18 protein-coding genes and 2 pseudogenes are annotated in these 19,984 nt (G+C 67.0%); 7 read left to right on the top strand and 13 right to left on the bottom strand.

Going from position 1 to position 19,984, the window contains the following annotated elements; translation table 11 throughout:
* Nucleotides 1-3 precede the first annotated feature (3 nt).
* A pseudogene (locus D3273_RS29990) lies at nucleotides 4-445 on the top strand (transposase); the annotation flags it as partial.
* A gap of 258 nt (nucleotides 446-703) precedes the next feature.
* On the opposite strand, the gene D3273_RS29285 reads toward D3273_RS29990, so the two are convergent.
* From D3273_RS29285 to D3273_RS18630, 12 genes are all read right to left on the bottom strand, one after another.
* Complete coding sequence (locus D3273_RS29285; protein ID WP_245501265.1) at nucleotides 704-961, bottom strand: hypothetical protein; 258 nt, start codon at nucleotides 959-961, stop codon at nucleotides 704-706.
* 606 nt (nucleotides 962-1,567) lie between these two features.
* Complete coding sequence (locus D3273_RS18680; protein WP_129228412.1) at nucleotides 1,568-2,599, bottom strand: NAD(P)-dependent alcohol dehydrogenase; 1,032 nt, start codon at nucleotides 2,597-2,599, stop codon at nucleotides 1,568-1,570.
* Between the two features lie 56 nt (nucleotides 2,600-2,655).
* Entirely contained in the window at nucleotides 2,656-3,318 is a 663-nt protein-coding gene (dhaL, locus tag D3273_RS18675; RefSeq protein ID WP_129228411.1) for a dihydroxyacetone kinase subunit DhaL, read from the bottom strand.
* Complete coding sequence (locus tag D3273_RS18670; protein ID WP_129228410.1) at nucleotides 3,318-4,325, bottom strand: dihydroxyacetone kinase subunit DhaK; 1,008 nt, start codon at nucleotides 4,323-4,325, stop codon at nucleotides 3,318-3,320. The genes dhaL and D3273_RS18670 overlap by 1 nt, the downstream gene beginning before the upstream one ends.
* Nucleotides 4,326-4,339: 14 nt before the next feature.
* Nucleotides 4,340-5,104 carry a GolD/DthD family dehydrogenase gene (locus D3273_RS18665; protein WP_207210829.1) on the bottom strand — a complete coding sequence of 255 codons (765 nt, stop codon included), beginning with the start codon at nucleotides 5,102-5,104 and terminating at the stop codon, nucleotides 4,340-4,342.
* A 29-nt stretch (nucleotides 5,105-5,133) separates the two neighbouring features.
* Nucleotides 5,134-5,943: a DeoR/GlpR family DNA-binding transcription regulator gene (locus D3273_RS18660; protein WP_129228409.1), complete on the bottom strand. Its 810-nt coding sequence runs from the start codon at nucleotides 5,941-5,943 to the stop codon at nucleotides 5,134-5,136.
* Nucleotides 5,944-5,971: 28 nt separating this feature from the next.
* On the bottom strand, nucleotides 5,972-7,000 hold the full coding sequence (locus D3273_RS18655) for a substrate-binding domain-containing protein (protein WP_129228408.1): 1,029 nt from the start codon (nucleotides 6,998-7,000) through the stop codon (nucleotides 5,972-5,974).
* A 41-nt stretch (nucleotides 7,001-7,041) separates the two neighbouring features.
* The gene (locus D3273_RS18650; RefSeq protein ID WP_129228407.1) at nucleotides 7,042-8,037 is read right to left on the bottom strand and encodes an ABC transporter permease; all 996 of its coding nucleotides are present in this window, start codon (nucleotides 8,035-8,037) and stop codon (nucleotides 7,042-7,044) included.
* Nucleotides 8,027-9,592, bottom strand: a complete 1,566-nt coding sequence (locus D3273_RS18645) for a sugar ABC transporter ATP-binding protein (protein WP_207210828.1) — start codon at nucleotides 9,590-9,592, stop codon at nucleotides 8,027-8,029. The genes D3273_RS18650 and D3273_RS18645 overlap by 11 nt, the downstream gene beginning before the upstream one ends.
* A 474-nt stretch (nucleotides 9,593-10,066) precedes the next feature.
* Nucleotides 10,067-10,855 carry an SDR family oxidoreductase gene (locus D3273_RS18640; RefSeq protein ID WP_129228406.1) on the bottom strand — a complete coding sequence of 263 codons (789 nt, stop codon included), beginning with the start codon at nucleotides 10,853-10,855 and terminating at the stop codon, nucleotides 10,067-10,069.
* Nucleotides 10,856-10,891: 36 nt separating this feature from the next.
* Complete coding sequence (locus tag D3273_RS18635; RefSeq protein WP_207210827.1) at nucleotides 10,892-12,187, bottom strand: MFS transporter; 1,296 nt, start codon at nucleotides 12,185-12,187, stop codon at nucleotides 10,892-10,894.
* A gap of 524 nt (nucleotides 12,188-12,711) precedes the next feature.
* The gene (locus D3273_RS18630; protein ID WP_129228404.1) at nucleotides 12,712-13,419 is read right to left on the bottom strand and encodes a GntR family transcriptional regulator; all 708 of its coding nucleotides are present in this window, start codon (nucleotides 13,417-13,419) and stop codon (nucleotides 12,712-12,714) included.
* Between the two features lie 240 nt (nucleotides 13,420-13,659).
* Between D3273_RS18630 and kce the strand changes: the two genes are divergently transcribed.
* The 5 genes from kce to D3273_RS18605 all read left to right on the top strand — a co-directional run bounded on the left by kce (nucleotide 13,660) and on the right by D3273_RS18605 (nucleotide 18,604).
* Nucleotides 13,660-14,610: a 3,5-dioxohexanoate:acetyl-CoA acetone transferase gene (gene kce / locus D3273_RS18625; RefSeq protein WP_129228403.1), complete on the top strand. Its 951-nt coding sequence runs from the start codon at nucleotides 13,660-13,662 to the stop codon at nucleotides 14,608-14,610.
* 471 nt (nucleotides 14,611-15,081) lie between these two features.
* Nucleotides 15,082-15,264, top strand: coding sequence for a CsbD family protein (locus D3273_RS18620; RefSeq protein WP_129228402.1), 183 nt, complete (start codon nucleotides 15,082-15,084; stop codon nucleotides 15,262-15,264).
* 602 nt (nucleotides 15,265-15,866) lie between these two features.
* Nucleotides 15,867-17,363 carry a PAS domain S-box protein gene (locus D3273_RS18615; RefSeq protein WP_129228401.1) on the top strand — a complete coding sequence of 499 codons (1,497 nt, stop codon included), beginning with the start codon at nucleotides 15,867-15,869 and terminating at the stop codon, nucleotides 17,361-17,363.
* 253 nt (nucleotides 17,364-17,616) lie between these two features.
* Nucleotides 17,617-17,961, top strand: coding sequence for a CsbD family protein (locus D3273_RS18610; protein WP_129228400.1), 345 nt, complete (start codon nucleotides 17,617-17,619; stop codon nucleotides 17,959-17,961).
* A gap of 271 nt (nucleotides 17,962-18,232) precedes the next feature.
* The gene (locus D3273_RS18605; protein ID WP_129228399.1) at nucleotides 18,233-18,604 is read left to right on the top strand and encodes a phage holin family protein; all 372 of its coding nucleotides are present in this window, start codon (nucleotides 18,233-18,235) and stop codon (nucleotides 18,602-18,604) included.
* Between the two features lie 403 nt (nucleotides 18,605-19,007).
* On the opposite strand, the pseudogene D3273_RS29985 reads toward D3273_RS18605, so the two are convergent.
* A pseudogene (locus D3273_RS29985) lies at nucleotides 19,008-19,424 on the bottom strand (diguanylate cyclase domain-containing protein); the annotation flags it as partial.
* A gap of 216 nt (nucleotides 19,425-19,640) precedes the next feature.
* On the opposite strand from D3273_RS29985, the gene D3273_RS28830 reads away from it, so the two are divergent.
* The coding region (locus tag D3273_RS28830) for a hypothetical protein (RefSeq protein WP_207210826.1) at nucleotides 19,641-19,984 on the top strand (344 nt) is incomplete at its 3' end.

The raw sequence follows: 19,984 nt of genomic DNA, 5'->3' as shown, positions 1-19,984 counted from the left end.
CCGCTCCGAAAGCGCGCCCGCTCGGATCATCCCCTGCGTGCGACCCGAGCTCTGGCGAACGAGGCTTTGTCGTCGCTCGACGGGCGCTTCGGCGGGATCTGCGTTGGAGATCGACCGAGCCTCGATCCCGCCCGAGCAGCTGTTGCGGGCCATGCTGCTGCAGGCCTTCTACTCGGTGCGCTCCGGGCGCCGGTTCATCGAGCAGCTCGACGTCGACCTCCCGTCCCGCTGGTTCGTGCGGCTCGGCGTCGACGCCCCCGTGTGGATGCCTCGACCTTTTCCAAGAACCGCGACCGCTCGCTCGGGGGGCTGCGTGGCGGCAGCCTTCCTGATCGCCTTGCTGGCCATCCCACGGAGGAAGCGGCTGCTGTCGCAGGACCATTTCAGCGTCGACGGCACGCCCATCCAGGCTTGGACGTCGATGAGGAGCTTCCCGCCCAAGGACGACGACACGAGGGCGTCACGTGGAGCCATTGGAAGCGATGGTGGCCGAGGGCTGTCGGACGCTGTCCCTTGGGGGCCCACACCGAGCCCAGCACCGGCTTCAGGCCGAGGTGGTGCTCGTCTGTGCAGAACACCTCGACCGGCGTGCCGGGATGGGCGGCCGCCTCCTCGGCGACGACGTCCGCCAGCTTTTTTGAGATACCGCGGCCTCTTCGGCCGTAGCGGATTTCGGGTTCCTGGGCCGAGGCCGCTGCAGCGGTCAGGCGAGCGCCTTCAGCGTTTCCCAGTCGCGCTGGGACAAGACGCGCTCCAGGCCGAGATGGGCCGCCATCACGTCGGCCACCTTGCGGCTCGACCACAAGCCACCGTCGGGCGGCGGCTCCGCCAGAGCGCGCGGCCGCGAGCCGCATCGCGCCCAGATATAGGCCAGCGTGCCCTTCTGGCCCACGCGTGCCTCGTCCTGAAACCAGATCTCCAAAGGTTGACCGATTGCCGTCGCGGGCAGCAGGCTGGTCACGGCGGCGGCGAAGCCATTTTAAAAAGTCCTGCGCTGCGGGATCACTCTTGGGATGTTGCGGGCGCACCGACACGTGGCGGAAGCGACGGGTACGCGCGATGCAGCCGACAGATTCCTCGCCAAGGACGACATCGTGCTTCTCCGCGGTGACCCGTTGCAGGTCCACGCAGCGCCACCGAACGACGCCGTCGGTCTCGAGATCGGGGCCTGTCGCGACGATCGCGCCCGACTCCTGCAACGGATCCTCGCCCAGCCGGGCCGGACGGCCGCTCCGGGGCTTGTCGATCAGACCGTCCGGGCCGTCTGCATTGAAGCGGTGCGCAGCGACTGTCGGTCCATGCCGCGCGATCGCGAGCCCAAACGCCATCGCCGGCCACCCTCGAAACAGGACGCAAGCGGACCCGAACACCAGCGCTGTGTCCAGGCGATTCAGGAGTTCACGTGTTTATATTTTTAAAACAAACTGCAAGACTCTGTGCGCCATTCGATGCTGTGGGCCGATTCACAGATACGTCGGAGCCGACTCCACGAATCGAAGTGTGCTCCGCCATATGCATTTGCGCCGAATATTGCGGCTCGCGAAAAGCGATCGAGCGGTGAATCGATCTACATCTTGATCTGTATTTTTACGTCTGTGGATCGCGCCTCGGAAGCACGTTCGAACGCGGCGACGCTCTGCTCGAATGGGAAAGTTTCGGATACCAGGGGCTTGAGGTCGACCTTGCCGGACGCGATCATGGCCAAGGCGCGGTCGAACACGTTCGCGTAGCGGAAGACGGTCTCTATGCGGATCTCTTTCGAGGCTATGGACGAAATATCGAGCTTCACAGGTTCGATCGGCATCCCGATCAGCACGAGGCAACCGCCTGGGCGGAGGAGATCCTGAAGCCCGTCATAGGCCTTGGGCGATCCGCTCGCTTCGAGCACCACGTCGACGCCCCATCCATCGGTGCCCTGCCTCACACGCTCTCGTAGATCGTCCCTGCGGATGTTGACGGTGTCGATCCCAGGATACCGGCCAGCTATGGCGAGCTTCTCGTCGACGAGGTCTGAGACGATGACACGCGAGCAACCTCCGGCCAAAGCCGCCAGCGCCGACATGATGCCGATCGGCCCCGCACCGACCACCACGGCGGTGTCGCCGGGCTGGATCTTGGCTTTCACGGCAGCCTGAAGTCCGACCGCGAAGGGTTCCACCATCGCGGCCTCGGCGAAGGACACGTTGTCGGGAAGTTTGTAGGTGAACGCTGCCGGGTGGACGACTTCGGGGGTCAGCACACCATGGATCGGCGGCGTCGCCCAGAAGGCAACTTTGGGATCGACATTGTAGAGGCCGAGTTTCGATGCCCGCGATGAGAGGTCCGGGATACCCGGTTCCATGCAGACGCGATCACCGATTTTGAGTGAGGTCACCGCCGCGCCGACCTCGACGACCGTGCCGGCGGCCTCATGCCCGAGCACCATCGGCGCCTCGACTACGAACGAGCCGATGCGCCCGTGCGTGTAGTAATGAACATCGCTGCCGCAGACCCCGACGGTATCGATGGCGATCCTGACGTCCCCCTGTCCGACGACAAGGGGAAGGTCTATGTCGCGCAGGCTCAGCTCCCGCGTCCGTTCCAGCACCAAGGCTTTCATCCCGCTGTTCTCCGGTTTTCCTCGCCCGATCGGACGTTCCTCATCGCTACGGCGGTTCAGGCCGCTCCAACTCTGTCGGCCAGCTGCCGCTCCAAGCCTTCGGCCAGCGCATGCAGCAACAGGCGGCAGGATGCAGCACCGGCGTCGAGGTGGCCGCGGGATCGTTCGCCGAGCCGGCTCGCGCGGCCGATTCTGGCCACCAAGTCGCGGGTCGCCTCGAAGCCCTGCTCTGCCGCCGCATCCATCGCTGCCAAACACCCCGAAAAGCTGTCATGTCGCGCGGCTGCCGCCTCGAAGGCGTCGCGTGCCGGCACCAGCACGTCGACGAGGCTTTTGTCGCCCAGCTGCCCCTCGCCGAGGTCCACGACGGCAGCTACGCCCGCCCGCAGCATGGTGGCAAAGCCCTCGCGGTCGAGCGTCGTACGCCCTCGCAGAACCGTCGACATGTCGAGAAAGAAGCTACCGTAGAGCGGCCCCATGGATCCGCCGATCTCGTCGAGAAGCGTTTCGGCGAGCATGCCGAAGCCATCGCCCAAACCTTGCGGAGCGAGCGCGAGCTTCTGCGCGGTGCGCCGAAAGCCCTTGCTCATGTTGACGCCATGGTCGCCGTCACCGGTCGCTCCGTCGAGCGAGTTGAGGCGGTCGGCGTTGTCGACAATGGTTCGCACCATGTCGTCCAGGATCGGGCCGGCGGCCAGGAGATCGATCGTGTCCGCCATCACGCATCTCCCATCACGGTGAGGCCGATCGACCGCGCCGGGAGGGCGAGCAACCGGTCGAGTTCCCCGTCGAGCCGGGTCAGGGTCACCGACGCCCCCATCATCTCGAGCGAGGTGAAGTAGTTGCCGACGAAGCGGTGGCGGACCCGGATCCCGGCACCGGCCAGGATCTCGGCCACGTGGCGGTAAAGGATGTACAGCTCCATCACCGGCGTGGCGCCGAGGCCAGACACCAGCACGGCGACGTCGTCGCCCCGCCCGAAGGGCAGGTCCGCCAGCACCGTATCCATCATCGTGGATGCCATCGCGCGCGCCGGCTCGATCGGCCGCACCGCGATGCCGGGTTCTCCGTGGTGGCCGATCCCGACCTCCATGGTCCCGTCGGCGATCGAGAAATTGGGTTTGCCGGCCGCCGGGATCGTGCAGGCCGACAGGCCGATGCCGACGCTGCGCGTGGCGTCGATCGTCTTCTGCGCCATTGCGATCACCGCGTCGAGGTCGGCGCCCTCGGCGGCCAGTGCCGCCGCGGTCTTCCACATCAGGATCTCGCCCGCCACGCCGCGGCGCCTGCCGCGGTCGTGCGATGGCGCCGAGGCGGCGTCGTCGTTGGCCACGACGGTCTTCACCGTCAGCCCGTCGCGCGCAGCGAGCTTCACCGCCATCTTCACGTTCATGTTGTCGCCGGCGTAGTTCCCGTAGAGGCAGGCGACGCCGCGGCCGCCGTCCGCGGCCTTGAAGGCGGCTTCGAAGGCCCGCGCGGTCGGGGACGCGAAGACTTCGCCGATGGCCACCGCGTCGAGGAGGCCCGGGCCGACGTAGCCGACGAAAGCCGGCTCATGCCCCGAGCCCCCGCCCGTGACGATGCCGACGCGGCCGGCGTTGCCCGGCCCCGCCGCCCGCATCACGCGTGGATGATCCGTGCCGACGAGCAGGTCGGGGTGGGCCGCCCTGATCCCGACGAGGGCGTCCTCGACGACGTCGTCGGGATCATCGATGATCCTGTTCATGGCCGGTCTCCCCTTCATTGTATCGTGTAGCCGCCATCGATGGCGAGGTCGGCGCCGTTGACCATCGCGGCCGCGGGGCTCGCCAAGTAGAGCGCCGCCATCGCCACCTCGTCGGGCTGGGCGAAGCGCCGCGATGGGATCAACTGGCGCATGGCGTCGCCGACCTCGCCGGCCCAGGCCTTGCGGCCGAGGTCGGTCTCCACCACCGTCGGGCTGATCGCGTTGACGGTGACGCCGTGGGGGCCCCATTCGAGCGCCAAAACCTTCGTCATGCCGACCAGGGCCGCCTTGCTGGTGCAGTAGGCGACGTGGGACTGCAGCGCGACGCTGGCCGCCTGCGACGCCATGTTGATGATGCGCCCCCGGCCCCGCGCTACCATGTGGGCGCCGGCCGCCTGGGCAAACAGGAAGGGTGCCGTGAGGTTTACCGCCATCGTGAGGTCCCAGTCGGCGCGGGTCGCCTCGCTGGCGGGCGCGAGCCGAGCGATCCCCGCGTTGTTGACCAGGATGTCGAGGGCACCGAACCGCGCCGCGACTTCATCGACGGCGCGGCGCGGTGCGTCGTCCTGTGCGACGTCCACGGCGAGGCCGATGTGCTGGGCCCCGAGCCGAGCCGCGACCTCGGCCGTGCCGGAGTCCCGGTCGACCAGAGCCACCCTGGCCCCCCGGGCCGCGAAAGCGCTGGCGATGGCGAAGCCGATGCCGCTCGCCCCGCCGGTGACGAGTGCGGTCAGACCGTTGAGCGAGAAGGCTCGGTCGTAGGGAGACAGTTCGAGCACGAGGACATCCTGTATTTCGAGGTGAAGGGTCAGCACTCCACCACGGTGAGCTTCGCGCCCGCATCGTGCAGCCGCTCGCGCTCCTCCGTGGGAAGGCCTGAATCGGTGATAACGGCGTCGAAGGCATCGAGGCTCGTCATGCGGTGCAGCGCCGTCACGCCGAATTTGGAGCTGTCGACCATCAACACCGCGGTCTGGGCGCCAGCCATCAGAGCGCGCTTCGTATGAAGGACGACTTCGTCCTGGTGATAGGCGCCGTCCCCGAAGACCGCCGAGGTCGACATGAACAGCATGTTGGCCCGAAGCGAAGCGACGGCGACTTCGGAGACACGCCCGAAGCAGGCGTTCAGCCGAGCGTCATAAGCGCCCCCGAGACAGATGAGTTGGACGCCATGCGCGTCCTTCATCTTGTCGATCATGGCCATGCCGTTCGTGATCACGGTGATGGGCGTCTTGCTCGCGAGGTGCGGGACGAGGCACAACGTGGTTGTCGATTCATCGAGGATGATCGACTGACCGGGTTGAACGAGCGCCGCCGCCGCGCGGGCGATGGCGAGCTTCTGTCGTTCCGCGAGGTGAGCTCGATAGGTGAAGCTGCTTTCCACCGAGCTCGACTCGTGAAGCGTGACGCCGCCGTGCAGCTTGCGCACAGTGCCCCGCTCGGCGAGGGCGTCGAGATCGCGGTGAACCGTCATCCGGCTGACCCCGAAGCGCGACGCCAGTTCCTCGACCTGTGCCGAGCCAGATCGGACGATCTGCTCCAGCATCAGCTTACGCCGGTTCTCGATCGCGCCCGCGCTGCGGACCGGGTCGACACTCTTCGATCTGGCATCGCTCATCCGCCCTCACTCGGCGGCTCGGCCGCCCTCACTCGTTGGCATATTGGCCCGATGCCATGTTCCGTTTGATCAGCTCCGGCAAGCCTTCGATGAACTTGTCCGAATGGTCGAAAAGCTGGTCGTAGAATTTGTCGACGTCGACCTTCGTGATCCCGGGCATCTGCAGCATGGCCTCCTTCGGAACAGGCTTGCCCTGCACGTGATCGACGGCCACCTGCACGGCCATGCCGAGTTCGAGCGCCCCGTTCTGGAGGTTGGTCTCGATCATGTCGCCGGACCGGATGGCTCGCAGCCCGTCCTTGATGGCGTCGACGCCCGCGACCGGCATCTTGCCGGCGAGGCCCTTCTCCTTCAGGGCTTGGATGGCGCCGATCGCCATGTCGTCGTTTTCCGAGATGAGGCCGTCGATCTGGCCGCCGTAGCGCGACAGCCAATCCTGCATCAGCTTGTAGGCCTGGGTGCGCTCCCAATTCGCGGGCTGCATCGCGATGAGCTTGATGTTGGGGTTCTTGGCGAGAATGTTCTGGATTCCCTTGGTGCGGTCGATGGCGCCGGACTGGCCGACGGGGCCCTGCATCACGACGACGTTGCCCTTGCCCTTCAGCGCGTCGACCACCGCCTGGGCTTCCTGCTCGCCGGCTCCGATGTCGTTGGGCCCCACGTAGGACACCAGCTTCGCGGCCTCCGGCCCCGAGATCGTGAGGTTCGTGGCGATCACCGGGATGCCGGCCTTGGTGGCCTGCTCGATCTGCGGACCGAGGGTGGCGGAATTGACCGCCGCAATGATGATGACGTCGACCTTCTGGTTGATGAATTGCTGGATCTGCGAGATCTGCGCGTTCACGTCGTTGTGGGCGCTCTGCCAGAGCAGGGTGCCGTTATTGGCCTTGGTGATGGCTTCGGCGCCCTGCTTGCCCCAGGCGATGAACGACGACATGTCGTAGACCGTGAAGCCGATCACCGGCTTGGCCTTGTCGGCGAAGGCCGGGGTCGCGAGGAGCATGGCCGCCGTGGCGGCAAGGACGGCCTTGAGGCCGGTACGCTTGGACGTCTTCATGGTTGTTCCCTCTGTGAGCCTCGTGTCTCGGCAGGACTGGCTCAGTCGTCCTTCCGGTTCAGCGTCGAGTCGATGAAGACTGCGCCGATAATGATCGCGCCTTTGATGATGAGCTGGTAGAAGGGCGAAACGTTGAGGATGTTCAGGCCGTTGTCCAGAACACCTATGATCATGAAGCCGAACACGGTGCCGAAGATCGAGCCGCGGCCGCCCATCAGGCTGATGCCGCCGATCACCGCGGCCGCGATGGCGTTGAGCTCGTAGCCCGTGCCGGTGGTGGCGATGCCGGCCGTGGCGCGGGATGCCAGCACCACGCCGGCGAGGCCCGCCAGGAGCCCGCCGAACGTGTAGACGGTCAGGCGGATGCCGCGCAGGTCCACGCCCGCGACACGCGCCGCCTGAGGGTTGCCGCCGGTCGCGTAGATATGCAGGCCGAGCCGGGTGCGGGACAGCAGCAGCCAAGAGGCCAGCACGACCGTGACCATCAGGAGGACGGGCACGGGAAAGCCGTAGAGCTGGTCGCTCACCGCCAGGAAAGCGTCCGACAGGCCGGAGATCGGCTGGCCGTCGCTCAGCACATAGGCCATGCCGAGCGCGATGGTCATCGTTCCGAGCGTCGCCACGAAGGCCGGCACGCGGGCCACGGCCACGAGCAGCCCGTTGAGCAGGCCGATGGCGCCACCTGCGGCGATGCCGGACGCCACGGCGGCCACCGTCCAGGGCACTCCGTCGCGCTGGGCCACCATCGCGGCGACGACGCCTGACAGGCCCACCACGCTGCCGACGGACAGGTCGATGCCGCCCGTGAGGATGACGTAGGTGGCGCCGGTGGCCAGCAACGCGTTGGTGGAAACCTGGAGCAGCACGACGTTGAAGTTAGACAGCGTGAAGAAGCTGGCGTTCGACACGCCGAGCACGCCCACGAAGACGAACAGCACCAGGACGAGCGCGTAGCGCAGCAGCAGCGCCTTCACGTCGACGCGGGACGCCGCGGGACCGAGTTCCGCCGGTGACAGTGTGGCGCGATCAGGCCGCATCTCTTGTCTTTCCCATGGCGAGGCGCAGGATGCTTTCCTGGTCGACAGCGTCGCGGGGCAGTTCGCCCGCGATAGCGCCACCGCGCATGACCAGGATGCGATGACTGAGGTTGATGAGTTCGGGCATGTCCGATGAGGCGAGCAGCACTGCGACGCCGGTTTCCGCCAAGTCGTGAATCAGCCGATAAATCTCGCTGCGCGCGCCGACATCGATGCCGCGTGTCGGCTCGTCGAGGATCAGGAGACGCGGGGTGCCGGTGACGAGCCAGCGAGCCAGCGCGATCTTCTGCTGATTTCCGCCGCTCAGATGCGCCACGACCTGTCCCAGCCGGGCATATTTGGTGCGGGTTCGCTTCAAGACGTCGAGACTGCGGGCGCGACGGGCCGCATTGTCGATGAAGCCCCCCGCGCCCGTGAAAGCGCCGAGGTGGGGGAGCGTGACGTTGTCGAGGATGGATTGAGACGTCAGGACCCCGGCGAGTTTGCGGTCTTCCGGTACGAAGGCGATGCCCCGCCGGATCGATTCCGCCGGAGACGCACGCGCCAAGGGCTTTCCGTCGAGACGAACTTGACCTTCTGCCTTTCGCAGGCCGAACAGGGCTTCCAGCAACTCGCTGCGTCCCGCCCCGACGAGACCGCCGAGGCCCAGGATCTCGCCCGCATGCACGGTGAAGGCGGTCCGCGCAGCGTAGCCCGCTACCCGGAAGTCTCGCACTTCCAGCACGGGCTCGCGACGCGCCGAGACGGTGCGGCCCGGAAAAAGGTCTTCGATATCGCGACCGACCATGTCGGCGATGATCTGCCGCTCAGTGAGTGATCTCGTGGGCGCCTGGCGGATGAAGACGCCGTCGCGCATGATGGACACCGTGTCGGAGATCTGTTCGATCTCTTCCATCCGATGGCTCGTATAAAGGATGCAGGCGCCTCGAGCTCGCAGCATGCGTATGGCGCGGAACAGTTCCTCGGTTTCACGAGAGCTCAACGACGAGCTCGGTTCGTCCATCAACACGAAATCGCTGTCGCGCGACGTAGCCTTGATGATCTCGATCATCTGTGTCGCGGCGACACCGAGGCGGCGCATCGGCATCTCGGGGTCGATATCGAGATTGAAGTCTTCGAGCGACTTTCGCGCCTGCTCTACCATCTCCCGCCGACGCAGAAAGCCGAACGACCGCGTGCGCTCACGTCCCACGAGCAGGTTCTGCCACACCTTCATGTCTGGGATCGGCAGCAGCTCTTGCGGGATGATCGAAATACCCAGCCCGAGAGCATGGCGAGGATCGTAGACGAGAACAGGCCTGCCTTTGACAGCGAGTATGCCGCTGTCCGGGGCGAGCTGACCGGAGATGATCTTGAATAAGGTGGACTTGCCCGCCCCATTCTCTCCGGCCAGGACGTTGACGGTACCGGGCATGAAGCGGGCTGTTATCTCCCGCAACACGGGAATGCCGTCGAAACCCTTGCACAGCTTATTGAAGGCGAGAGCCGGTTTTGGCTCACCCCCGCCGGTCGGATGCATATCACCCGGCGCCGACACGTGATGTCGCACACTCATTGCGCGCTCCCTCCACCCTGACGTCCTTTTTTTTTGGGACGTTCAGGCCTGAACGCACTGCTTTGTAACGCTCATTGGAGGCAATGTAACATCGAAGCGATACGCGTCAAGCGCGTGATGCGCCCTATGCCCGCCATGCCGCCGAGACAGGTTCGAAACAGTCGTTCCGCTTTCCGCCCATTCCGGTCGTTGGACCATAGCTGCCCTGAAGCGAAGGCTCCCCGGATCGCACCCGCGTCGCGCGGCCGCCGTCGAAACCCGACGGTCGAACCGGTCTGGACAGGATCAGGGCCGTGCTCAGCGAGGCTTCGCCTCGTCACGGCGCGTGAGGAGGCGCTGACGATCGTCACCATTGCTACAGCGCGACGTAGCTCGCGATCACCCAGAGCTGCATCGTCGCGGCCCGAGCGCGCCGACGATGAACGGCGTGGAGGCTGCGATCAGAACGCTGCTCACCTCACGCGTCACCGTGATTCAAAGATACTCGACGTTTCCATCGACGCTGATCGCCTGACCCGTGATGTTGGCTGCGGCCGGCGAGCAGAGGAAGAGCGCGAGGGCTGCGACATCGTCCACCGTCACCATCCTGCGGAGTGAAACCTTGGACAGGTAGGTGTCCTTCATCGCTTCGACGCTCGTTCCGCTCACCTGGGCCCGAGCCTCGATCACCCGGTCGATGCGGGGGCCGGCGACGATCCCCGGCAGGATCGCGTTGACGCGGATGTCGTCCGAACCGAGTTCGATCGCGAGCGACTTCGTCAGGCCCACGATAGCCCATTTGGTCGAGGCATAGGGCGTGCGGAACGCGTAGCCGAGGCGCCCGGCGACCGACGACAGGGCGACGATGCTCGCCGAATCCGATCGCTTGAGGTGCGGTACGGCGCTTCTGAGGAAGTAGAACTGGCTGTTCAGGTTGGTCGCGACCGTGCCGTCCCATTGCCGCGGATCGACATCCTCGATCCGGCCCGTCGGCCCGGCGATGCCGGCATTGTTGACCAGGACGTCGAGACCGCCCAGAGCGTCGACGCTCTCGGCGACGATGCGGTCCGCGTCGCCCACCCGGGCGACGTCGGCCACGGAAGCGCGGATCCCGTTCCCGCGCGCGTTGGTTTCGGCCACGGCCTCCGCGTCGACGTCGCAGACGAAGACCCGGCTGCCCGCCTCGGCGAAGGCGCTCGCGATCGCCGCGCCGATGCCAGCCGCCCCGCCGGTGATCAGGACCTTGAGCCCTGCCCTCGGCTTCAGCAATTCGCAGATGGCCATGTCAGCCGCCCTCCCCTCTCGTCGTCGGTCGCCGACCTACGGCCTCGACCGGGTCTCGCCGCCCGTGAAAGCCGCCGATGGCAGCGCCTCGACCCGGCCTGGAGCGGACACCCGCGCCAGGACCGGGATGAGGACGAGGCCGACGATCGCGGTCAGCAGGATGATGGCGTAGCCCGAGGCGCTGGTGCCGGTGCGCGCTTCGGCCAATCCGAACAGGTAGGGCCCGGCGAAGCCGCCCAGCAGCCCGACCGTGTTGATGAGGGCCAGGCCGGCCGCGGCCTCGATGCCGCGCAGGCGCTTCATGGCGACCGCCCAGTAGATCGGGAGGATACCGCCGGCGAAGAAGGCCGTCGCGGCCAACAGGGCCAGCCGCAGTCCAGGCGCCGATACGGCCATGAACAGGCCCGAGGTGACGACCAGCCCCGCGGTGGCGGCGCCGAGGAAGCGGAAATCGCTTCGGGCGCGGCGGTGCAGCCGCGGCAGGACCAGGACTCCGAGCAGGAAGCCGAACCCCACGGTGCTGGACAGGAGCCCGACCAGCACCGGGTTCGAGACCTGCATCTGCTGCACCATGGACGGGGCGAAGAAGTAGAGGCCGACGAAGCCGACCTGATTGAAGAAGTAGACGAGCCCCATGAGGACCGTGCTCGGCTCCCTGACCGCCCGGATCCAGCCGGAGGTGCCGGAATGGTGTGGTCGTGCGCCGGTGCCGAGCGCATGGCGCTCGACGGCCTCCGCTTCGTCGCGGCTCAGCCACTTGGCATCCCTCGGCCGGTCGGGGAACACGAACAACAGGATCGCGCCGAAGACCACGGTCGCGGCGCCCTCGAGGAGGAACAGCCATTGCCAGCCCCGCAGGCCGGACAGCCCGTCTAGCCGGAGGATGAGCCCGCCGAGGGGGTTGCCAAGGAGCAGGCCGAGCGCCGGAGCCGTGTAGATCCAGCCGATGGCGATGGACCGGTCCTTCTGGGCGAACCAGAGGGTGGTGACGTACATCAGCGCCGGGAACAGGCCCGCTTCCGTGATCCCGAGCACGAGACGGAGGGCGTAGAACGACCACTCGCCCTGGACGAACATCATGGCGGCCGAGACGACGCCCCAGGAGATGGCGATCCGGGCGATCCAGCGGCGCGGACCCACGCGGTAGGCGATGAGGTTGCTCGGCACCTCCAGCAGGGCGTAGCCGAGGAAGAAGATCCCGGCGCCCAGACCGTAGATCGCGGCGGTGATGCCCAATTGGGAATCCAGGGCGGACTTGGCCAGGGCGACGTTCGTCCGGTCGACGAACGACAGGAAGTAGATGCCGAACATGAGCGGCAGCAGGCGACGCATGACCGTCCGCGTCCCTGCGCGATGTTCAGGAGGGAGTTCGTCAGTGTTCGACGGTGCGCTGTCGGGCGTCATGTTCGAGTCCTGTCACCGGCTTCCGGGGCCGACCACGCTGCAGGCCGGGGCGACTGTCCCGTCGTCGCGACCGCCTCGCCGGCTCGAACGGGGCGCTGCCGGGAGGGAGAAAGGCCGCCGAGCTTCGCTCCGCCACCGAACCCGGAGACCGCCGGATCGCGCGCCCCTGGACGCCCGTCGCACGACGATCTTGCGAGGGCTCCGTGGGGTCCGCGCGGCTTGGCGATCGCCGTCCTCCCTCGTCGTGATTCATGCGCAGAAACGTCAGGTCGAGCCGACGATCGCTGCCGAGAGTGCAGGCACCTGCGAGCCGTGTCAACAACTGTGATCACAGATCACGATTACGTGGGAAGCAGCTCGATGTGCCGCGGGCGCGACGCCGCGGGCGCGCGGGCCGGCGGGGCTTCAGCGTCGGATCGTTCGGATGGGATGCAACCGCACGGCGGCGGAGGTCACGCCGCGGGGCTACCTTCCCCCGGGTCCGACTGCTCGGACCGGTAGCGTCTTCGGAACCACGCCGCCGCCGCACGGATGTCGAGCGCCAACGCGAAGCGTGCGCCGTCCGGGTCCTGCTTCCCGATCGCGTCGATGATCCTGTCGTGAAGGCGCGTGCCCGCTTCGAACATCGTGCGGGATTCCGGCGTCCGCAGCGCCATGGCGATGAAAGGGCCCGAGCGGAGCCAGAACTGCGTGATCATCTCGGTGAGTTGGGACGACTCGGCTCCTCTGTAGAGGGCGAAGTGGAACTGCCGGTTCGCGTCGAGCACGCCGTCCGTGTCGCCGGCCGCGACCGCGCCGCGCATGGTGCCGTTCGCATCCCTCAGCTCGTCCACGAGACCTGCGGGTGCGCGGATCGCGGCTCGATAGGCCGCGAATCCCTCGACGGCGCAGCGGATCCGGGTCTGCTCGGCGTGGATGTCGAGGTCGAAGGGCGCGACCCGGAACGTCCTGTTCGGGAGCTGCACGAGGGCCTTCTCGGCGACGAGGCGCTGGATGGCGCCCCGGATCGGCATCGGGCTGGTCCCGACCGCCTGGGCGAGCGACCGGATCGTCACGGCCTCGCCGGGCATGAACCGGCCCTGGTGCAACGCGGCCTGGACTTCGAGGTACACGCGCTCCTGGACGGTGCTGACATCGACCGGAAGGACCCTGTCACCCATCTCCCTGGAAAACCCTTTCGCAGAAGCGCCGAGGCGCTCGCTCCAATCCGCAGACCTGCTTCGCACGACCGCCGCGGGGCGACAACGCCGAAGCCCTGCCAGATTTGTGATCTGTGATCACGATGCTTGACAGGCCTCGGCGATGGCGCGATGAAGCCGGGCGGGAGAGCTCACCGGCCTCCGGCCAGGGCCGGCCGCAGCCGAAGTGCCTCGCTCTCGACCGCAATGGAGGGACCGACCATGACGGCGAGCGTCACCGGCAGCATTTCGCGCAAGGTCATCATCACCTGCGCGGTCACGGGCGCCATCCACACGCCCTCCATGTCGCCTCACCTGCCCGTCACGGCCGACGAGATCGTCGCCGACGCCCTCGGGGCGGCCGAAGCGGGCGCCGCCATCCTCCACCTGCACGCGCGCGACCCGCAGACGGGCCGGCCTGACCAGCGGCCGGAGGCCTTCGCGTCATTCCTGCCCCGCATCAAGCAGGCGACCGCCGCGGCGATCAACATCACCACCGGTGGCAGCCCCTTCATGAAGGTCGAGGAGCGGGTGCTCCCCGCGGCGATGTTCAAGCCCGAAGTGGCGTCCCTCAACGTGGGATCCATCAATTTCGGACTCTACCAGCTCCTCGATAAATACAAGGAGTTCAAGCACGATTGGGAGCGGGACTATCTGGAAGCCACGCGGGACTTGGTGTTCCGCAACTCCTTCAAGGACATCGAGTACATCCTGAAGACGTGTTCCGACAACGGCACCCGGTTCGAGTTCGAATGCTACGACATCGGCCACCTCTACAACCTCGCCCATGTCGCGGATCGCGGCCTGGTGGAGCCTCCGTTCTTCGTCCAATCCGTCTTCGGAATCCTGGGAGGCATCGGCACCCACCCCGAGGACGTGATGCACATGAAGCGCACCGCGGACCGGCTGTTCGGGACGGACTATCGCTGGTCGACGCTCGGCGCGGGCGCGAGCCAGCTGCGCATCGCCGCGCAATCGGCCGCGCTCGGCGGCAATGTCAGGGTCGGTCTCGAAGATTCGCTCTGGGCGGGCAAGGGCAGGCTCGCCACGTCGAGCGCCGATCAGGTCCGCATGGTGCGCAAGATCATCGAGGGCCTTGGCCTCGAGGTCGCTTCCCCGGACGAGGCCCGTTCCATCCTGTCGCTCAAGGGCGCGGGTCAGGTCGCTTTCTGAGCCGGATCACCACTGTCGACGATGGTCGCGCGCCGATCTTCGATCTGGTCCCGTGAACGAGAACGACGACGTGGGCTCGAGGTCGCGTCCGGGGCTGGATCCCCTATCGACAGTTCGGAGTCCGGCGCGGCGACGGGCCGCCCGTCGCTTCGCCCTGCGTCGATGTCCTGTTCGGGCCCCTTTCAGGGTCTGCCGTGCCGATGCCCCTCCCTATTGATGCGCCCGGGACCGAGCTGCTTCCTTTCTCGCGTTGATCGTTCTGTCTTCCCAGCTGTTTTTCACCTTTCTCGAAGGCTGCCCCGCCCGTCATGCGGATGGTCGCCCATCTCTGGGCACCGCGGCACGGGGCGACCTTCGATGAGGACCGCATAGAGAAGGCGTACTATATCCTGACGTTTTTGCACTATTGCCTTCGCTCCGGGGAGCCCCATCATGGACGTGTCGAACCATCTCGACACGAGGATGATCGTCATGGACAAGAACCGCATCGAGGGCGCGCTGGATCAGGCCAAGGGCGCCGTGAAGGAGACCATCGGCAAGGTCGTCGGCAACGACAAGCTTCAGGCCGAAGGTGCTGCCGACAAGATGGCCGGCAAGGCCAAGGAAGGCGTCGGCGAGGCCAAGGACGCGGTGCGCGACGCCGTCAAGAAATGACGAGGGGCTGATCCGGCCGCCCGGTATCAGGGTGCGAGGGTGGGTTCCGGCCCGCCCCCTTTCCCCGCCGGTCCCGCGATCCGCTCAGGATGAGAGGCGGCCCGCGGTGGAAGCCGAGGCGAAGCCGATGCCAGCGGGCCCAGCGCCCTGTCGCCACCGGCGGCGGCCCGGGACGCTCGGTCGTGGAGCACTCGGCCACCAGCTCCCGGCCGCGCTCGACCGCCGTGGTGGCCTGGCCATAGGCGTCCGACGCGGGCGCACGCAGGTCTCGGCAGGCGGCGCGGGCGTCACTCCGAGCTTAGAGCGCTCGGCCGGAAAACTGGTTCACGATGCCGTTTCCCTGTTGCGCGAGGTCGCCCGTGATGCCGCCGGCCGTCATCCGGGCGCGCCCTGCGGGGCAGCGAAGGCCGCCGGCGAGGTGATCCTTGTTCGGATTCGAAGTCTCCATGGCGCGGTCCGGACCGCGCCATGGAGGGCTCGAACGTGGCCGTGCGGTTCCAGACAAGCCTCGGCATGATCGAGGACCGCGATAGCATTCGACAGCCGATCCTGGCGCGGTTCCGGGCCCGCCGGGGCGCCGCCAGGCAGCAGTGGAGGATGGGGTGAACCAGAGCGTGCAGCAGTTCCAGCTGCAGCAGATCGTGTCGGGGCTGAGCGAGGGGGTGATCCTGATCGCGCCGGATCAGAGCATCGTCTGGGCTAACGACGCCGCCCTCGCCATGCACGGTGTGACCACCATCCGCGAGCTCGGCGCCGACGTCGATGCCTACCGCACCAACTATGCCTTGACCTACCGGAACAACCAGACCGTCGTGGACGGCCAAGCCCCGATCGACAGGGTCGTGGCGGGCGAGGCAGTCCACGACGTCGTGGTCGAGGTCACGCGCACGGGACGTGACCGGGCCGATTGGGTGCACAGCATCCGCAGCCTCGTGCTGACCGACGACGACGACAAGCCCGAGTGCCTCGTGCTCACGATCACCGACGTGACCGAGCGCTACGAGGCCGAGCAGCGCTTCCAGAGTTCGTTCCACGCCAATCCCGCGCCCGCCGTCATCTGCCGCCTGTCCGACCTGCGCTTCATAAAGGTGAACCGGGGTTTCCTGGAGATGACGGGCTACGCTCACGATGAGGTGGTGGGGCGCTCGGTCTACGAGATCGACGTCCTGAAGGATGCCGAGCGGCGAGACCTCGCCGTCGAGCGGCTTCACGAGGGCGGGACCATCCCGCAGATGGAGGCCTGCCTCAGGGTGCCGGCCGACGAGTCGAAGTGGGTGATCGTCGCCGGCCAGCCGATCGAGATGCCGGGCAAGGTGTCCTGCATGCTGTTCACCTTTGCCGACCTCGAGGCGCGGCGGAAGGCCGAGGAAGACCTGAAGCAGAGCCAGGAGCAGTTCGAGAAATCGTTCCAGCTCGCACCCATCCCGACCATCCGCGGCCGGCGCGAGGGACTGACCATCACCGACGCCAACGAGGCTTTCACAGCCGTGTTCGGCTACACGGCCGCCGAGTTGCACGATCACCGGGCCGACGAGCTCGGCTTGTGGGTGGACGGGGTCGCGCGCGAAAGGTTCGAGCGCCGGCTCAAGCGCGACGGGACGGTGCGGGGCTTCGAGGGCCGGCTGCGCGCCAGCGACGGCCATGAGATCGACGCGCTGATCTCGGCCGACACGGTGGCGATCTCGGGCGAATCGTGGGTGCTCTGCACAATCCAGGACATCACCGACCGCAAGCGCTCGGAAGCCGAGCTGAAGAAGGCCATCGAGGGCGCCATGGCAGACGCCTCATGGTTCAGCCGCAAGATCCTCGACAAGCTGGCCGCGCTGCGGGCGACGCCGGCCATTCTGCCGCCTCCGGGCGGGCTCGACGAGCTGACGGCGCGCGAGCGCGAAATCCTGGTCCGCGTCGCGCAGGGTTCCACCGACGACAACATGGCCGAAGAGTTCGGCATCTCGCGCAACACGGTGCGCAACCACTTGACGGCGCTCTACCGCAAGCTGGGCGTCAACCGGCGCAGTGCCGCAGTGGTCTTCGCGCGCGAGCACGGGCTGATCGAAGGATCCCGCACAGACAGATCCGGACGAGCGCAGACCGTGTAGCCGGGATGCGGCCGTGGCTTCTTCCGCTCATTTGAACTATGAGCCTAGCGTATTTGCACTATTGCGGTCCGTTCGCCGTCATCTCATGTTCGACCACGGCACGCCGCCCTTCCAGCTCGCCCGCATCTCGGTTCGGATCACCCGAACGCCGGAATGCATCGGCTGACGCGGTGAGGGTCGGCGACGCCGGGGCGGCATGCCTTCGGCGATGTCCCGGCTTTGGCCTGGCGTGCAGGACCCGCAGAGGAGAACGATGATGGACATGGACCGGCTCAAGGGTGGCGCGCAGGAGGTCGGCGGCAAGATCCAGGAGGTCGCCGGGCGGCTGACGGGCGACCACGGCACGCAGGCCGAGGGCGTCGTGCGCGAGGTCGCTGGCGCGGCCCAGAACCTGTACGGGCAGGCCAAGGACGGCGTGCGCGACGCGACTGGTGCGGTCAGCGACTACGCCGAGCGTGCCTATGGCCAGGGCCGCCGGGTCGTGTCACGCGGCTCGCATACCATCGCCGACGAGGTCGGGGAGCACCCGCTCACCGCCCTCTTGGTGGCCGGCACGGTCGGCTACCTGCTCGCCCTCCTGGTCAACGCGCGGCGTTGAAGACCCACGGCATGGCCCTCCTGACTTCCGCTGGCGAGGACGACGCGGCATCGCGGCGGGCGCTCTCTTGATCGGCGCCGTGGCGGCGTTCTTCGGAGGCAGCCTCGGCGCGGCCCGCGTCACGCCTTCCGCCCTGGCACTGGCAGCGCGCTAGGACGTGACGGGGAGCGAGCCCAGATCCGGGCTCGCTCCTCCCTCGGGAGGCGACGCCGGACGGGATGGGCATCACGGCGTCCGCAGCCCTCGCACCGCTTCGCCCTGGATCCGGATCATGCGCCTCCACACCGATGACCGCCGGCATGAGCCGGGCCTGCCGGGATGTTCGGAATCCGGATCGAGCCTTGGCTGGCTCGCCGCCGGGGCCGGGCTCTGCGGGGCTTCCCCCCTGGTTCTGCTGGCTGGCCTGTCCGACCTCGGCATCGTCCTGGGACTTCCACCGTGGTCAGCATACCTCCTGTCGGGGGTCGCCGGTCTCGCGGGAGCGGTGGCGGCCTGGCGCGGCGCCCTGCGCCACCTCCCGCCCGCCGGCCTGACGCCGGCGCAGGCGCTGTCGCAGTTGCGGCACGACCTGGATCTCGCGTCGGCCGCGACCGCGAACCCGCGCGAACCCGGCAGTGCGCGCAATGCGGGGGCGCTGGGGTGAGCGGCGGAGAATCCGAACGCGGTGCAGGCGTCCCTCCAGCTCTCGACCACGATCTGTCGCCGGGCGAGCCCGCCCGCAAGAGGCGGAGACGGCGCGCCCCGACGCCGGCGGAACTCGTCCTGCTCAGGTGGCTCGCCGCAAAGCCCCGGCCCGTCACGATGGGCCCGATCGGCAACTGCGTGAAGCGGGGCTGGTGCGAGCCCGTCCGTGCCGTGGTGGACGACGACGACGGGCGTCGCTTGAGCTTCATCTTTGTCGTCACGGAGGCCGGCGCCCGGCTCATCGAACGGCATGGACCGGGAGGAGCCGCCGAAGCCGGGCGTCCCGCGACCGAGGCTGTACAGGCTGCGCCATCCTCTTGGATGGCTGCCTGGAGCCTGTCAGCCACAGCGATCAGGAGGGCGTCTCCCACCGGATGGCCATGACGGTCGTTAACGGCTTTGAAGCCGTCAAGATCGAGGCTGAGGACAGCCAAGTTCGACAGGTCGCTCCGGTGCAGGGCCCGTTCCAGGATACGACTGAAGGAGCTACGGTTCGGTAGGCCCGTCAAGCTGTCGTGATGGGCGAGATGCTCGATTTTGGCATGCGCGAGTCGGGACGTGGTGATGTCGCCGGCGACGCCTCGGTACCCCTCGAAACGCCCCTCTCGATCGAACACGGGCCGACCGGAGATGGACCACCAACGCGGCTCCCCCGCTGCGGCGAGCGGGATCGTCATGTCGCGGAAGGGACGGCGAGCCAGGACATGGCCCTGAAGTTCGATCAGGGATTCCGCGTTACCGACCACGTTGGCGTCGGTCAGCAGTGCCCTGAGGGACATCCCCTCGACCGCGGATGCGCGCCCTTCGGACACCTGCACGAAGCGGGCCGAGGGCGACCGCAGGCAGAAGGCGTCATTAGTCTCCCACAACCAGTCACTGGTCTGCTCTTCAAAGTCTCTGAGGAGCAGACCGATCACATCAGCCTGCTCCCTGACCTGCTCATTATTTCTTTCGAGCCTTACCTGTTGAGAGATATTCCGTGCAAACAATTCTGAATGCTGCCGAATGACAACGAGCACCGTTCCGGTCATGCAGGCGAACTCGACGATCAGGGTAACATTGTCACGGTTGTGATCCGTCAGCGCGAAACACACTGCCGCTATGACAAACTGAGTCGTCATATAAGCGATGGCGCTTTTCAGGACAGGAGCGTGGACAAAGCAACCAAAAACAAAAACAGCTGTAATGAAAGCCATCAGGGATGGAAACGAAGTTTGTCCGCCTTTGAACATCAACCAGATCGGAACCGTCGCCATGGAGACGTAATTGCTCACCTCCCCTGGGCTGGTGTGGTGTCGCGGGCGTCGGGAAGCGGTTGGATTTTTGGGTCGACGACGGC

This window comes from Lichenibacterium minor (genome assembly GCF_004137685.1).
GTDB lineage: Bacteria > Pseudomonadota > Alphaproteobacteria > Rhizobiales > Beijerinckiaceae > Lichenihabitans > Lichenihabitans minor.
The sequence above is the reverse complement of the archived record's forward strand: the minus strand, read 5'-3'. Positions and strand labels throughout refer to the sequence as shown.